At 62.2% G+C, this 16,740-nt stretch carries 8 protein-coding genes and 1 pseudogene; 5 read left to right on the top strand and 4 right to left on the bottom strand.

Annotated elements, in window-relative coordinates; all coding sequences use genetic code 11:
- Positions 1-61: 61 nt before the first annotated feature.
- Together F8N80_RS11510 and F8N80_RS11515 are read right to left on the bottom strand one after the other, a co-directional pair.
- The gene (locus F8N80_RS11510) at positions 62-1,654 is read right to left on the bottom strand and encodes a DHA2 family efflux MFS transporter permease subunit (RefSeq protein WP_150783899.1); all 1,593 of its coding nucleotides are present in this window, start codon (positions 1,652-1,654) and stop codon (positions 62-64) included.
- Positions 1,651-2,772, bottom strand: coding sequence for an HlyD family secretion protein (locus F8N80_RS11515; RefSeq protein ID WP_150783900.1), 1,122 nt, complete (start codon positions 2,770-2,772; stop codon positions 1,651-1,653). The genes F8N80_RS11510 and F8N80_RS11515 overlap by 4 nt, the downstream gene beginning before the upstream one ends.
- A gap of 380 nt (positions 2,773-3,152) precedes the next feature.
- On the opposite strand from F8N80_RS11515, the gene F8N80_RS11520 reads away from it, so the two are divergent.
- The 5 genes and pseudogenes from F8N80_RS11520 (at position 3,153) to F8N80_RS11540 (ending at position 13,796) form a co-directional block, all read left to right on the top strand.
- Entirely contained in the window at positions 3,153-4,892 is a 1,740-nt protein-coding gene (locus F8N80_RS11520; protein WP_150783901.1) for a ShlB/FhaC/HecB family hemolysin secretion/activation protein, read from the top strand.
- Between the two features lie 90 nt (positions 4,893-4,982).
- The gene (locus F8N80_RS11525) at positions 4,983-9,491 is read left to right on the top strand and encodes a hemagglutinin repeat-containing protein (protein ID WP_150783902.1); all 4,509 of its coding nucleotides are present in this window, start codon (positions 4,983-4,985) and stop codon (positions 9,489-9,491) included.
- Between the two features lie 260 nt (positions 9,492-9,751).
- Positions 9,752-10,252 (top strand): sigma-70 family RNA polymerase sigma factor, encoded by a 501-nt coding sequence (locus tag F8N80_RS11530; RefSeq protein ID WP_150783903.1) that lies wholly within the window; start codon positions 9,752-9,754, stop codon positions 10,250-10,252.
- A 40-nt stretch (positions 10,253-10,292) separates the two neighbouring features.
- Positions 10,293-11,276, top strand: a complete 984-nt coding sequence (locus tag F8N80_RS11535) for a FecR family protein (protein WP_150783904.1) — start codon at positions 10,293-10,295, stop codon at positions 11,274-11,276.
- Between the two features lie 97 nt (positions 11,277-11,373).
- A pseudogene (locus F8N80_RS11540) lies at positions 11,374-13,796 on the top strand (TonB-dependent siderophore receptor).
- Positions 13,797-14,023: 227 nt separating this feature from the next.
- On the opposite strand, the gene F8N80_RS11545 reads toward F8N80_RS11540, so the two are convergent.
- Together F8N80_RS11545 and codA are read right to left on the bottom strand one after the other, a co-directional pair.
- The gene (locus F8N80_RS11545) at positions 14,024-15,175 is read right to left on the bottom strand and encodes an MFS transporter (RefSeq protein WP_150783905.1); all 1,152 of its coding nucleotides are present in this window, start codon (positions 15,173-15,175) and stop codon (positions 14,024-14,026) included.
- Between the two features lie 312 nt (positions 15,176-15,487).
- Positions 15,488-16,735, bottom strand: a complete 1,248-nt coding sequence (gene codA, locus F8N80_RS11550) for a cytosine deaminase (RefSeq protein ID WP_150747354.1) — start codon at positions 16,733-16,735, stop codon at positions 15,488-15,490.
- Positions 16,736-16,740: the final 5 nt, after the last annotated feature.

Raw genomic sequence — 16,740 nt, forward strand, 5'->3', positions numbered from 1 at the left:
TTGATTGGAGGCCGCACAGCCTCCAGTGATATTGATCTAACGTATAGACCCACGAGCGTTCTCAATGACCATCCGCACTCGGCGCGGCCGGTGGATGCACCTTGCGCATCAAGGGCACCATCGCCGTGGCGAGGATGAAGCCGACCATGATCATCAGGAACGCGTCGCCGTAGGTTTGCGTCTGGGCCTCGCGGTAGGTCAGCAACCAGAGGTGGCGCAGGCTGGCGGTGACGCCGACGTCGCCGCTCTGGCCAAGGACGGCGAAGTTGTTGCCGACTTGGGCCAGCCACTGATTCAACGCTTCGTTGCTGCTATTGAGGTTTTCGGCCAGTCGGGTGAAATGCAGGTTGGTGCGGTCATTGAGGATGGTCGCGCACGCAGCGATGCCAATGGCGCCCCCCAGGTTTCGCATCAGATTGAACAGTCCCGAGGCATGCTTGAGCCGCGACGGCGCCAGTCCGCCGAGGGTCAGGGTAACGGCGGGCGGCACCGCCAATTGCTGGGCAATCCCGCGCAAGGCCTGCGGCAGCATCAATTCCCTGGCCCCCCAGTCATGGGTGATCGGGCTGAAATCCCACATCGACAGGGCAAACAGCCCAAGGCCGGTCATCATGATCCAGCGCAGGTCGATGCGGTTGGCCAGGAAGGCGTACAGCGGAATCGCCAGGATCTGGAACACCCCGGTGGAGAAAACCGCCAGGCCAATGTCCATCGCACCATAACCACGCACCCGGCCGAGAAACAGCGGCGTCAGGTAAATAGTGGCGAACAGGCCGATTCCGGTGACGAACGAAAAGAAACAGCCGAGGGCGAAGTTGCGGTCTTTCAGGGCCCGCAGGTCGACGATCGGATTGGCCACGTGCAGGGTGCGGCCGATGAAGGCGAGACCGGCCAGTCCGCTGATCCACGCCGTGGTCAGGATCGTGCTGTCGCTGAACCAGTTCCAGCGCGGGCCTTCTTCGAGGGTGTATTCCAGGCAGCCGAGGAACAGCGCCAGGAACAGCATGCTCAGGTAGTCGGCACCCTTGAGCAGCGACAGTTCCGGCTGGTCGATTTTGACCAGCATCGGCACCGCCACAGCGACGAAAATCCCCGGTACCAGGTTGATGTAGAACAACCAGTGCCAAGACGCAATGTCGGTGATCCAGCCACCGATCACCGGCCCCAGGGTCGGTGCCAATGAGGCCACCGCGCCGATGGTTGCAGCAGCGATCACCCGTTGTTTGCCGCTGAAGAAAATAAACGCGGTGGTGAACACCAACGGGATCATCGAACCGCCGAGAAACCCCTGCAGGGCACGGAAGGCGATCATGCTCTGGATGTTCCAGGCCGCGCCGCAGAGCAGGCTGGCCAGGGTAAAACCCACCGCCGAGGCGCAGAACAGCCAGCGAGTCGAGAACACCCGGGACAGCCAACCGGACAGCGGAATCACGATGATTTCGGCGATCAGGTAACTGGTTTGTACCCACGCGGTTTCGTCGGTGCCCGCCGAAAGTCCGCCGCCGATATCCCGTAACGAGGCGGAGACGATCTGGATATCCAGCAGGGCGATGAACATGCCGATGCACATGCTGGCGAAGGCGAAGACCTTGGTCGCCGTCGCCATGCTCGCGGCATCGAATGGTTGCGCGGGGGCGGCGAGGTCGCGGCTCATGGTGCGCTGGCCACGGCTGGGGTTTCAGGCGCCTGGCGGGTATCCACTTCAGCGGTCACCGACAGGCCCGGACGAAGATGGCCAAGCACGCCGTCGGCCGGGTCGAGCAGGATTCGCACCGGCACCCGCTGCACGATCTTGGTGAAGTTGCCGGTGGCGTTTTCCGGCGGCAGTACGCTGAATTGCGAACCGCTGGCCGGGGCGAGGCTGTCCAGATGACCGTGGAATGGCTGTCCCGAGAGCACGTCGGCATGAATGATCACCCGCTGGCCCGGCGTCATGCGTGCCAATTGATCTTCCTTGAAATTGGCGTCAACCCATAGCCCGCGGGCCGGCACGACCGACAGCTGTTGCGAACCGGCCTGGGCATAAGCGCCGGCTCGCGCCCGACGATTGCCAATCACGCCATCGATCGGCGCCCGCAGCTCGGTGTAGCCAACATTCAGTTGCGCCAGGTCACGCTCGGCCCGGGCCTGCATCAACGCAGCGCGGGCTTGTTGTTTTTGGGTTTCGATCACGACCAGCTGGCGTTGTGCGGCCAGCAGTTCGGCCTGGGCCCTGGCACTCAGCGCCTGGGCAGTCTTGAAGGTGGCGTCGGCGCGCTGGGCACTTTCCACCGAGACGGCATTGCTGCTGACCAGGCGTTTGTAGCGTGTATTGTCGTCCCGTGAACGGGCGGTTTCGGCGCCAGCGGCATCGATCCCGGCACGGGCCTGGCCGATCACCGCGTGTTGCAGTTGTTCGGTGGCGTCGAGGTTGGCGAGCAACGCTTGCTCGGCAGCCACCGCACCTTCGGCCTTGGCCAGGTTGGCGCGGTAGTCACGGGAATCGAGCCGAATCAGCACGTCGCCGGCCTTGACCTGCTGGTTGTCGGTGACCAGCACTTCTTCGATATACCCCGCGACCTTTGGCCCGATCACCGTCACGTCGGCACCGATGTAGGCATCGTCGGTTTCTTCGATGAAACGGCCGGCGGTCCACCAGTGACTCGCGTACAACCCCGCGATCACCAGGCCGGCGATGGCGGCAGTCAATAGCAACAGGCGCCTGAGCAGGGCAGGCCTGGGGGATTTCACTGGGAGCGCAAGGTCGGATTCAAGGCTGGGCATGCTGGTCATGGTGGATGGCCTGTCGAAATTTGTTATTACGACCATAATATGATGCATGTAATATTTCGTTGCAAATCATTTTCGCTGCCGATCGTCAGGTCGGATGTAGGAAGCCGAAATCTGGAAAAAACGAGGAGTGACGGAAGGGCTAGGCGGCCATGTAGGAAAAGTCGGCAAAAAGTCAGGCGCGAGTAGGAAACGAAACATAGAAAGTTGAATAAAGAGTAGGAAGCAAGAAAATTTAAGTAAGAAAGATGAAGTAAAAGTAGGGCGCTAGTTGAACTAGTACGCTTAAGGTGTTTAAGCAGTCGTCATTACCATGTTGAATAAATTCGGCAACTTTCCAATGATCCGTCGCATAGACGAAATGGCATTGCGCCCTTTCAGAGATGTCAGGAAGTCAGGTGCCGAATCCTATTCGCGTTGTACCTCGTCGTCCCACTCCGCGCTCGCCATTGTCAGCCTTGTTGCTGGGTTTGAGTATTTCACCACTCTATGCCGCCGAGTCTTCCGCCCCCGGACAGGAAGTATTACGCCAGCAACAACAGCAACAGCGCGACCTGCAACAGATGCAACTGGAACAACGCCGCCGACAACTGGAACGCGGCAGTTTCAGTGGCACACCGACCGCGCCAGAGAACTCCGACCCAGTGGCTGTCGATGAGCGATGCTGGTCCATCAGCGGGGTGCGCGTCGGTGGCGTCACGCTGATCAACCGCAAGACACTTAACCAGCGCATCACCCCGAAATTGTCGCCGTGCATGGGCGCAAACCAGATCAACCAGGTGCTGGCGAGCATTACCGAGCTCTATGTGCAAGCGGGTTACATTGCCAGTCGGCCCTACCTCGGTACGACGCCAGAGGCCGGGCAGTCGCTGGATATCCTGGTCGATGAAGGCTACGTCGAGTCCATCGAGCTGGCCGACCAGAGCCTGCCGGTTGCCCTCGGGGGAGCGTTTCCCGGGATGCTCGGCAAGGCGCTGAACCTGCGGGATCTGGAGCAGGGTCTGGATCAATTGAACCGCCTGCGTTCCGTGGACCTGAGCGCCGACATCGCCCCCGGCAGCGAGCCTGGCGCCTCGCGGATCATCTTGCGCTCGCGCTCCCGCGATCAATCGCGCTGGGCGTTGAACCTGGGCCTGGACAATCTCGGCGGCGCCAGCACCGGGCGCGACCGTAATACGCTCAGTCTTGGTCTGGACTCGCCGCTGCAAATCAATGATGTGTTCAATTTAAGCTTCGGCGACACCGTCAATCAGGGTGATCGCTACAGCCGCAGCGCCAGCCTGTACTACGCCATTCCCTACGGTTACTGGACCTGGAGCGTCTTTGCCAGCCATGGGGAATATCGTGCGCCATTCAAGCTCAGCAGCCTGACGTTTCACAGCACCGGCACGACCGATCAGCTCAGCCTGCGCGCCGATCGAGTGTTATGGCGCGGTCAGGGCCATCAACTCAGCGCCAACCTGCAACTGGCGCACAAAGAGGTCGACAGTTACCTGGAGCGCTCGCGCCTGGCGATTCAGAGCCCGACTCTGACCGTGGCCGAAGCCGGGCTGAATCTGTTCTGGCTCGACAGTGCGGTGTGGAACCTGGACCTCAATTACGCTCAGGGCCTGCGCTGGTTTGGCGCGGACGATGATGCCGAGCGCCGGTTCGACCGTCAGCCCAAGGCGCAGTTTCGCAAGTACCGCGCCAGCCTCGGTCAGTGGCGCAACGGCAGGTTGGGCCAGCAGGCCTGGCAATGGCAGAGCCAGCTCAACGTGCAATACAGCCCTGACCCTCTGCCGGCCATCGAGCAACTGCTGGCCACCGACGATTCGGCGGTGCGCGGATACCGGATCAACAGCGCGTCCGGTGCCAGCGGGGCTATCTGGCGCAACACCTTGCGCCTGCCATTGCAAACCGACTTGCCGGTGCAGATCACCCCGCGCCTGGGGCTGGACAGCGGCGCGGTCCAGGCCGGTCGCGGCGCCCCGAGCCAACGTATGAGCGGGGGCGGCGTCGGGGTCAACCTGAGCTGGAAAAACCTGCAAGTGGACCTCGATTACCAACGCAGCTTCAGCCTGCCCAGCCATTTCAAGCACGAGCCACCGACCTGGCTGATGCGCGTGGGATTGCAGATATGAATCTTACAAAACTGCCGATGGTGCTGTGCGCGCCAGCCACGACAGTCCTTCCAGCGCGCCGTGATACCGCACTTGAATCGAGAGGTTTTTATGTCAGCAAAACCCTTTGCGTTCCATCTTGCTCCCTGCGGCAAATTGCGCTGGGCGATTGCCAGCCTGTTTCTCATCGCGCCTGTGCCAAACGCCCTGGCGACGGGCGTGGTGGTCGCGCCCGGACCCGGCGGCACCGCGCAATTGCAGACCCGGGACGGCGTGCCCATCGTCAATATCGTTGCGCCCAACGGTTCCGGGCTGTCCCATAACCAGTTTCTCGACTACAACGTCGACCGCCAGGGCCTGGTCCTGAACAACGCCCTGCAAGCCGGGCAGTCGCAACTCGCCGGGGAACTGGCCGCCAACCCGCAGTTCCAGGGGCAGGCGGCCAGCGTGATCCTCAACGAAGTGATCAGCCGCAACGCCTCGGCCATCAATGGCCTCCAGGAAATCTTCGGCCGTGGCGCCGATTACGTCCTGGCCAACCCCAACGGCATTTCGCTCAATGGCGCTGGTTTCATCAACACGCCAAATGCACATTTCGTGGTCGGGCGCCCCGAGCTGAACGAAGGCAAGCTGCAAGCCCTGAGCACCCGCGATGCCACGGGTGAGCTGAACGTCCGGGGCGCGGGTGCACACAACAGTGAAGGCTCGATCAACCTGATCGCTCCGCGTATCGACAGCGACGGCAAGCTTGGCGCTCGCGATGACTTGAACCTCACGGTCGGACGCCATTCAGTGGACTACGCCAGCGGGCAGGTGCGGGACGTCGACCCCAGCGGTCACAGCAGCGACGGCCGCATCGACGCCAGTCTGTTCGGCGCCATGCAGGCCGGGCGCATCAATATTATCAGCACTGCAGAAGGCGCGGGCGTGCGAGTCGGCCCGGTGCAGGTTGCCGGTCGAGATGGCGTACAGATTCGTTCGTCCGGCGATCTCGTCATCAGCGGCGGGCTCGTGTCCGACAGCCTTGATGTGGTGAGAGCCGGCGTGCACAGCAGCCAGGGCGATGTCGGCTTGCACAGCGGCAAGGACCTGATGATGGCGGCCGTCGATGTCAGTGGTCGTGATGTCAAGGTCGGCGCCGGACGCAACCTGAAGCTGACGACTGTGGAAAGCCGTTGGCTCCAGGAAAAACGCAACACCTGGAGAAAAGACACCCTCGGCATCACCTGGGAAACCTTCGAGCAGACCCAAACCGAGGGCGATTCGCGGCAGCACGGCAGCCAGATCATTGCCCGCCGTGATGTGGATCTGTCCTCCGGCGGCGATACCGAACTCCAAGGCGCCCGGGTCGAGGCGGCGAAAGATCTCAGGGTGCAGAGCGGCGGTGATCTGCGCCTCACGTCAGCCATTGAAAGCAAGACGAAGTCCGATCGGGGCACACACCGCAAACACCTGTGGAAAGAAAGCTGGGACAACCGCAGCGAAGAGCAACGCAGCGTCACCACGCAATTGAAGGGCGACAACATCGCGTTGACCGCGACCGGGTTGCTGCGCTCTGAAGGCGCGCAAGTGACCAGTCCGAACGATGTCCTGCTCGCCGCAAAACAGGTGGAAATCACCACCGCCACCCGCACCGAGTTCAAACGCGACGATCGCTATTCGGGCGATCTGGTCGGCGGCGGGTTCTTTGGCAAGACCGGCGATACGGACCAGGGCAAGACCCTGCATCAGGGCAGCGCGATCAATGCCGCCGGCAAATTGATCGTCAAGGCCGACGGCGACGTGCGCATCACCGGCAGCCAGGTGCGCGGCACTACGGAGTCCAGCGTCATCACCGATAAGGGTTCACTGATCATCGATGGCGTGCAGGACAAGTCCCACCTCAACAACCACGACAAGGACAGCAAGTTTTTCGGCATCAGCAAAAATGAAACTCGCCAAAACACCCGGGACAGCACCACGGTGCGCAGCGAGTTGACGTCGGACACCAACCTCACCCTCAAGAGCGCCATGGACATCGAAGTCGCGGGCTCCACGGTCAAGGCGGGCGGTACGCTCAATGTGGACGCGGCGGGAGATGTGAAGGTGCATTCGGCGCAGGACACCGTCGACAGCAGCAATACCACTGCCAGCCGTGGCTTCGATGCCTACGCCAAAGAAAACGCGCCGGACGCCGGCCAGTACCGCGCAGGCGTGCGTTTTGAAGACAAGACGCAAACCCTGACCGGCAACGAAGTGCGCCAGCAAGGCTCCAGCCTGGCCGGCGCTGACGTGCAGGTGAAGGCCGGCGGCGAACTGACGCTCAAGGGCGCAGACGTGCAGGCCACCGCGGGCGATACGTCCCTGCAGGGCAAAACCGTTGCACTGCTGGCCGAACAGGACAGTCAACACACCTCGACGGACCAGCGCAACACCGGCGGCGGTCTTTACTACACCGGCGGCCTTGATCGCGTAGGCAGTGGCCTGGACTTCGCGCATTCGACCTCCCAGGACATCCGCGACACAACCACAGCCCAAACCAGCAAGGTCCAGAGCAGCGGCAAGCTGAACATCAATGCCGAAAAACTGATCACTGAAGGGGCGCAAGTCAGGGCTGGCAAAGACCTGGTGGTCGACGCCGGGGAAATTGACAACCGCGTGGCGCGGGACACGGACAGCAGTACGCACAAGGACCGCAACTGGTCGGCCGACATGGGTGTCAACCTCGAGTACAAGGACATCGCCAGGCCTATCGCCGATGCCGTAAAAAGCGCCATCGAGGCCAAGGTCCCGGACGTGGGCGCATTGGGCAAGCTCGGTCAGCCTGATCTCGGGATCGATGTCGCCATCGGGCATCAGAGTGCCGGCCGCCAAGTGCAAAACAGCGGCGATAGAGTCAGTCAGTTCCAGGGCGGTACCGTAGACGTCAAGGTCACCGGCCTGTTGCAGGACCAGGGCACCCGGTATGAGGCCAGCGCCGGGAAGGTCAATATCAGCGCCGGTCAGTTGATCGCCAACGCCGCGAGCATCACCCATGGCAGCACCGATAAGGCGCTGGACGCCAAGGTTGACGTACGGGTCTACACCAAGACCGGGGAAGACCTGAACGTGGCCGGCAGCGGTGAGGGTGGCAGCCTTCAGACACAGAAAAGCACGTCCACCGCAGTGGTCGGCCGCTACACCGGCAGCCAGGGGGTAAACATCAACCTGGGTGGCGACGGGCAGTTCGAGGGCAGCCAGTTCGATGGCGGGGAGGGCGGCGTGACGATCAAGGCCGGCGGCAACCTGGCGCTGAATCAAGCCAACGACCGTCAGGACAGCGACACGTCCAGCCTGCGCGGCAAAGCCTCGCTGAAAGTCGGCACCCTGCCTGGCACCAACGGCACCAATATCAATCTCGGTGCCGGTGCGCAGCTCGATTATAAAGGCGGCCAGACCCGGGACAGCCAGGCCCGCGTCGCCAGTATCGAGGGCCAGGGCCCGGTGACATTGAGCAGCGGCGGCGACCTGGTGCTGCAAGGGACCCGCATCGACTTGCCGGGGGCGATAGACCTGGACGTCGGCGGCAAACTGGATGTGCAAGCGGCGAGCGGTACCCATGTCGTCAAGAACAGCCATCTCGGCGGCGGTCTGACCGTGGGCGGCAGTAAAACCAGCAAGGAGAACAGCGTTGACAAGGCCGGAAACCTCGGCTTCAACCTCAACGCCGGTCGGGAGAATGAAGCGACGCGGACCTTGACTGGCGGCGAACTCAAGAGCGAGCAAAGGATCGGGCTCAGCGGCGATTCGATTTACCTGCAAGGCGCTCAAGTCAATGCGCCGGACGTACGTCTTGAGGCACAGAAGGGCGGGATCCAGCTGCAATCCGCGCAGTCCACGCATAACCGCGGCAGCTTGAGTCTTGAGCTGAAGGCCGGGGGCAACCTTGGCAGCAGTACACCCACCGCCAGCGAAAGCGTCGCGTCCAGCGACCTCGGATTGAATGCCGGGGCCAAGGTCGGGGTCGATTACCTCAACAGCACCACTGAGCAGAACAGCCGGATCAAGGCGGACAGCGCCGAACTCAACAGTGCGGGCGATGCGCAATTGGCGGGAGCGCGGATCGATGCCGGGAAGGTCAGTGGCACGGTCGCCGGCGATTTGAGCGTGCAAAGCCGTCAGGACCGCCAGACCACCGTCAAGGCTGATCTTGACCTGGGGCTGACCGGCAAGAAAGCCGCGCCGGTCGACCAGGACAAACTGGCGGCAAACGCCGGGCTCAAGGGTATGGATTACAAGCCGACCCTCAAGTTCGATGGTGCCTATGCGTACAAGGACAGCGTGGGCCAGGCTTCCGCTATCAGCGGTTCACAGGGAGTGAATCTCAAGGTCGGCGGCACGACGCAACTGACGGGGGCTCGGATTGCATCGGCTGAAGGCCGCGTGGGTCTGGGCGATTCCAACGTCGGCACCACGACCTTGAGCAACCTCGACTACAGCGTCAGGGGTGGACTCGATCTGCCGCAGAAACCGGCCACCGAGGGCAGCAAACCCGAGGTCTCGATTCCCGGTGAGCGCAGTATCAAAGTCGGTCCGGGGACCGTTGGCGGTCGTTTCGACAGACAATCCTTGCAATCGGGGATCGATGAGAACGCGAGTTGAGTAAACACCGTGCAACCCCGGATGGGGTCTGGATGACCGCTGGTTATCGTCCTGCCTCCTTCCTGGTGGTGCCTATGAGACTCGGCTGTATGTAAGAACGATTGTGTGGATTTCCCTTGGACGGGCAGACGAGCCGCAACTCGGCTGCCCGTCATTTTGCGTATGACCTGGATTGGCAAGGCAGGCCCCGGTCTGGAATCCATTGCGTCCGGTTAATAGGAAGCATTACTATTCACGCCCCGTCTTCACAGCACGCCGCAATGACCCCCAAGCTGCCCCGCAGACACCGCTTTTTCGAGCATTACGAAGAGTTGGTTGGCACCTGGACCCGTCGCCTGAGAAATCGTCATCAGGCCGAGGATCTGGCCCACGACACCTTCGTGCGGGTGCTTGAGTCCGATTCGGCAGCGGTGGTGCAACCTCGGGCGTACTTGCACCAGACCGCGCGCAATATCGCGGTGGATGGTTATCGGCGTGAGGATCGGCGGGGCGCCATGGAGTCGGAGGCGATCGATCACAGTGTGTCGTCGTCCGGCGACCCGGAGCATTTCATGCATGCGATCCAGTTGGCTGATTCCATCGAGCGGGCGCTCGCCGAACTTCCGATCAACTGCCGCAAGGTGTTCGTCTGGCAGAAGATCGAAGGCCTGACCCAGGCTGAAATCGCCGAACGCCTGGGGCTGTCCAAGAACATGGTGGAAAAGTATATGATCCGCACCCTGAGGCATCTGCGCGACCGTCTGGACGGGTTGCAACCATGATCGGCCGCGCTTTCTCATCCCCGGCCAGACAGGAACTTCCATGATGGATACTCGTGATTGCGCGTGCGGGCAAACAACGGTTCGCGACGAGGCGGCGCGGTGGTTTGTGCGTTTGCAGGAACCGGCCGTGGACGTCGAAGAACGTCGACGCTTCGAGCGTTGGCTGAACGAACACCCTCAGCATCGCGACGAATTTCAATTGATCGAGGGGCTGTGGACGGCGGCTGATCTGCTGCCTGCGGCGCGTCTGCAGGCCTTGTGCGAAGCCCCGGCGGCCCGTGGTAAACGTCGCCCGCTGCTGCGGTATGCGGTGGCCGCCGGTGTGTTGGCCGTGGCAGTCGGGTTGGGATTGTTCAGCCATTTGAATCAGTCGGCGAGCTACACCGCCGAGTTTTCCACGACCCTGGGTGAGCGACAGCAGGTGGCGTTGCCCGACGGTTCGGTGATCGACCTGAACAGCCGTAGTCGCGTCCAGGTGCGCTACGAACATGACCGGCGCCGCATCGAGTTGACGCAGGGCGAAGCGATGTTCAGCGTCGAACACGACAGTGACCGGCCGTTCGTGGTCGAGGCGGGCAGCGGCAAGGTCACGGTCACCGGCACCCGCTTCGACGTGCGTCGCAGCGCCTCTGAAACCCGGGTCGTGGTGGAGCAGGGCACGGTCAAGGTCCAGGGAAGGGACGCTGCCGACCACGATTTCATCAGCCTCACCGCCGGCCTTGGCACGCGGGTCGATACCCAGGGCAAAGTGGCCGCCGCCTATGCGGTCAATCCTGCGGAACTGACCGCCTGGCGCAGCGGCAAACTGGTGTTCAACAATGCCAGCCTTCGCGACGTCGCCGAAGAAGTGTCGCGCTATCGGGAGAAACCGCTGACCGTCGGCAACGACAAAGTGGGCAATCTACGCCTGACCAGTGTGTTCAAATCCGATAACACCGACGCCCTGCTCAAGGCCCTGCCGAGCATTCTGCCGGTGGTCGTGCGGACCCTGGATGACGGCAGCCAGCAAATAATTTCAAAATAGATTCAGGTTTTTTTCGAGTTCATCGTCTTCTAGTCCAACTGCAACTGGTTTGCATTAACAAACGCACACTCTTGCGATCCACAGGACTCCGTTCGACGTGAAAAAAACCACCGCTAAAAACAACAAATTCCCTTGGTTGCCCCTGGCCCTCGCCCTGGCGGTCAACGTTGCGCTGCCCCAGGCCTTTGCCGCCGACGCTATTCATATTCCGGCGCAACCCCTGGGCCAGGCCTTGAGTGAACTGGGCCAGCAAACCTCGCTGCAGGTGTTTTTCAGCCCGGAGCTGGTCGCCGGCAAGCAGGCCCCGGCGGTGGACGGCAACCTCTCGCCCGAGGACGCTGTGCGCCAGCTGCTGCAAGGCAGCGGTCTGCAGTACCAGATCGACGAAGGCTCGGTGACCTTGCTGCCTGCACCCAGTGCCGCAGTCAATGGGCCGCTGGAACTTGGCGTGACTGACATCAAGGTGGTCGGCGACTGGCTCGGTGACGCGGATGCCGCCGTGGTGCAAAACCACCCTGGCGCCCGTACCGTGATCCGCCGCGAGGCGATGATCGAGCAAGGCGCGATGAACGTGGGCGACGCGTTGAAGCGCGTGCCGGTGTGCAAGTGCAGGAGGCCAATGGCACCGGCGGCAGCGACATTTCCCTGAACGTCGGCGTGCGTGGCCTGACCTCGCGCCTGTCGCCACGCTCCACCGTGCTGATCGACGGCGTGCCGGCAGCCTTTGCCCCCTACGGTCAGCCGCAATTGTCCATGGCACCGATTTCTTCCGGCAACCTCGACAGCATCGACGTCGTTCGCGGTGCCGGTTCCGTGCGTTACGGACCGCAGAACGTCGGTGGCGTGATCAACTTCGTGACCCGCGCGATCCCGGAGAAAGCCTCCGCTGAAATCGGCAGCAACCTGGAAACCTCCCAGCACGGTGGCTGGAAGCATATCGACACGGCGTTCGTCGGCGGCACCGCGGACAACGGCATCGGCATGGCGCTGTTGTACTCGGGCGTGAACGGCAACGGTTACCGTGAACGCAACCACGGCAACGACATCGACGACGTGCTGCTCAAGACCCACTGGGCGCCCACCGATGTCGACGATTTCAGCCTCAATTTTCACTACTACGACGCCAGCGCCGACATGCCCGGCGGCCTGACCCAGGCGCAGTACGACGCCGATCCGTTTCAGTCCGACCGCAACAACGACAATTTCAGCGGGCGCCGCAAGGACGTTTCGTTCAAGTGGACCCGGCAGATCGACGACCGCACCCAGGCCGAAGTGCTGACCTACTACACCGACAGCTTCCGTGGCAGCAACATCGCCGCCCGCGACCAGAAGACCTTGGGCTCGTTCCCGCGCACCTACTACACCTTCGGCATCGAGCCGCGGGTGTCCCGTGTGTTCGACGTCGGCCCGACCACCCAGGAAGTCAGTGTCGGTTATCGCTACCTCAAGGAAGCCATGCACGAAGAGGCCAGCCGCCTGGCGCTGGTCAACAACGAGCCGGTGGTGCGTCCGGGTTCGGACGGGCATGTGTATCAGGATCGTACCGGCGGCACTGAAGCCAATTCGGTGTATGTCGACGACAAGATCGATGTGGGTAACTGGACAATCACCCCGGGCATCCGCTTCGAACACATCAGCACCGACTGGCACGATCGCCCGGTGCTCGACACCGCAGGCCGTCCGGTGCCGGAAAAGAACCGCAGCATCGAAAGCAACGAGCCGCTGCCGGCCCTGAGCGTGATGTATCACCTGTCCGATGCCTGGAAGCTGTTCGCCAACTACGAAACCTCGTTCGGCAGCCTGCAATATTTCCAGCTCGGCCAAGGGGGCACGGGTGACGAAACCGCCAATGGCCTGGAACCGGAAAAGGCCAAGACCTACGAGCTCGGCACCCGCTACAACGATGATGTATGGGGCGGCGAAGTGACGCTGTTCTACATCGACTTCGATAAAGAGTTGCAGTACATCAGCAACGACGCGGGCTGGACCAACCTCGGCGCGACCACGCACCAGGGCATCGAGGCGTCGGTGCACTACGACATGGCGGCACTGGACCCACGCCTCGATGGTCTGACCGCCAATGCCGGGTTCACCTACACCCGCGCCGTCTACGAAGGTGAAATTCCAGGCTTCAAGGGCCGTGACCTGCCGTTCTATTCGCGTCAGGTGGCGACTGCCGGCCTGCGTTACGACATCAACCGCTGGACCTACAACCTTGATGCCTTCGCCCAGTCCAAGCAGCGCTCGCCGGGCGTTGCGGTGAACGCCGATGGCAGCTTCAGCGGCAAATACATCACCGAAGGCACTGCAGATGGCCAGTACGGCGACATTCCGGGTTACGTCACCTGGAACGTGCGCGGCGGTTATGACTTCGGCCCGACGCTGTCGAACCTGAAAGTCGGCGCGGGGGTGAAGAACATCTTCGACAAGCAGTACTTCACCCGCTCCAGCGACAACAACTCGGGGATGTACGTCGGCGCGCCGCGCACGTTCTTTGTGCAGGCGAGTGTGGGGTTCTGATAGACCGAGGTGCGTTACAGGGATCTTCTGCGCATACAGCCGGTATGTACGACGCTGATCAAATGTGGGAGCGGGCTTGCCCGCGAAGGCTGCTTTCCTGTCGATAAAGATGTTGCCTGATGCACCGCTTTCGCGAGCAAGCCCGCTCCCACATTTGATCTGCGTCGAACACAAATTTTGTGTTCGCTGAAGATCCCCTGTAGGAGCGAGGCTTGCCCGCGATGCTTTTAAACCTTCAACACCTTCCCGCCAATCGCCACCGCCACCAGCAACACCGCCATCAGCCCAAAGGCAAAACTCAAACTGCTGCCATGGGCGATGAATCCGATCACCGCAGGCCCCGCAAGAATCCCGGCATAACCCAGGGTGGTGATGGCCGGCACCGCGATGCTTTCGGGCATGACCGTCTGTTTACCCACCGCGGTGTACAGCACCGGGACAATGTTCGAACAGCCAGCTCCCAGCAGCGCATAACCCACCAGCGCCATCTCCCAGTTTGGCGCGAACGTCGCCAGAAACAGGCCCGACGCCGCCGTCAGCCCACCGAACACAATCACCCGGGTGGCGCCCAGGCGCCGCACGATTGCGTCCCCGGTCAGGCGCCCGACGGTCATGGTCAGCGCAAACGCCGCATAACCCAGCCCGGCATAGGCGGTGTCGATCCCGCGTTCCTGCGCCAGGAACACCGCGCTCCAGTCCAGTGCCGCGCCTTCGGCGAGGAACACGATGAAACACATCCCGCCGATGAACAGCACGATGCCGTGGGGCATGGCAAACGCCGGTCCCGAACTTTCGCTGCCGTAGGGCAACAGGTGCGGCGCGGCCTTGCACAGCGCGATCAGCAGCAGCACGTCCACCACCAGCGTCGCCCCCAGCGGCGACACCCCCAGGCCAAGCAAGGCGCTGACGCCCGCCGCCCCGACGATGCCGCCAAGACTGAACAGGCCATGAAACCCCGACATCATGGTCTTGCCACTGGCCCGCTCGACGATCACCGCTTGCAGGTTCACCGTCGAATCCACCGTGCCCAGCCCGGCGCCGAACAGAAATAACGCTGCAATCAGCGCCGGAATCGAGGATACCGTCGCCAACAACGGCAGGGCCAGGCAGATCAGCAACGTCCCGCCGACCGCCACCCGGCGACAGCCGAAGCGCGTGGCCAGGATCCCGGCCATCGGCATGGCCAGAATCGAGCCCACCCCCAGGCACAGCAACAGCAAACCGAGGGTGCCTTCATCCAGCCCGGCCCGGGCCTTGGCGTAAGGCACCAGCGGCGCCCACGCGGCAATGCCTGCCCCAGCGATGAAAAAGGCGATGCGCGTGGACATCTGTTCCAGGCGCCCGGGAACGAATGAGGTCCGGGTGTTGAGGTTGGTCATATCAATCCTTGGCAAAAAACGTCGCGTCTCCAACGGACATTGACTCACCGGTGAGGTTCGATCAGCGTCCCGACGGGTTCGCGTTCAGGCAGGGTGACATCCTTGCACAGCCAGGCGCTGTTTCGCGATAGGTTGTGGTGGAGTCGGGTCAGCCTGTTTGGTACGGCGCGGTTGATGGGGTGATTTCGAGACCGCCTTCGCGGGCAAGCCTCGCTCCTACGGGATTTGAGTCATGTCGGATGTTTGCGACGAACATCAATCCTGTAGGAGCGAGGCTTGCCCGCGAAGAGGCCCACCGAGTCACCGCAAGATTCAGCCCTGATCCCCAAAAAACTCCACCACCGGCATCTGCCGCTTCATCAATACCTTGCCCGCGCGCACCGAGTACAGTGGCAAGCCCTGGCTGCGAATCACTTCGTAATCGCTGTCCGCCGACAGAATCAGCAAATTCGCCGGCCGCCCCCGTTCGAGTCCGTAACGATCACCCAGGGCCATGGCCTTGGCGCTGTTGTCGGTCACCAGGTCCAGCGCGCTTTGCAAATTGCGGTAACCAAGCATGTGGCAGATATGCAGCCCGGCTTCGAGCACCCGCAAGATGTTGCCGTTGCCCAGCGGATACCAGGGGTCGACGATCGAGTCCTGGCCGAAACACACGTTCATGCCCGCTTCGAGCAACTCGTTGACCCGGGTCACGCCACGGCGTTTCGGGAAGTTGTCGTAACGACCTTGCAGGTGAATGCTTTCGGTAGGACAGGAGACAAAACTGATCCCGGAATGCCCGAGCAGGCGAAACAGCTTGGCGCAGTAAGCGTTGTCGTAGGAGCCCATGGCCGTGGTATGGCTGGCGGTGACCCGTGAACCCATGTCGCGGCTGCGGGCTTCTTCGGCCAGCACCTCAAGAAAGCGCGAATGCGGGTCGTCGGTTTCATCGCAGTGCACGTCCACCAGGCACCCGGTGCGCTCGGCCAGGTCCATGAGGAACTTCACCGAACTCACCCCCTGGTCCCGGGTGTACTCGAAATGCGGAATGCCGCCGACCACATCGGCGCCCATGCGAATCGCTTCTTCCATCAGCTCCCGACCATTGCGGTACGACTCGATGCCCTCCTGGGGGAAGGCGACGATCTGCATGTCGACCAGGTGTCGGCTTTCTTCGCGCACTTCGAGCATCGCCTTCAGCGCCGTCAGTTGCGGGTCGGTGACGTCGACGTGGGTGCGCACGTGCTGGATGCCGTGGGCGGCGAGACTCTGGAGGGTTTTCCTGGCGCGGGTCCTGGTGTCTTCCCCGGTGATCGTTACCTTGCGCTCGCTCCAGCACTCGATGCCCTCGAACAGTGTGCCGCTCATGTTCCAGCGCGGCTCGCCGGCAGTCAGCGTCGCATCAAGGTGGATGTGCGGCTCGACGAAGGGGGGCACTACCAGATTGCCGCCGGCGTCCAGATCATCGGGACCCAGGGTCGGCGCCTCGGTCTGTCGGCCGATACTGCTGATCAGACCGTTTTTCAGGTGCAACTCATGCAACCCTTCTTGGTTGCGCAGGCGGGCGTTGATGATGTGCATCAGGC

The sequence above is a fragment of the Pseudomonas fluorescens genome (genome assembly GCF_902497995.1).
GTDB lineage: Bacteria > Pseudomonadota > Gammaproteobacteria > Pseudomonadales > Pseudomonadaceae > Aquipseudomonas > Aquipseudomonas fluorescens_BK.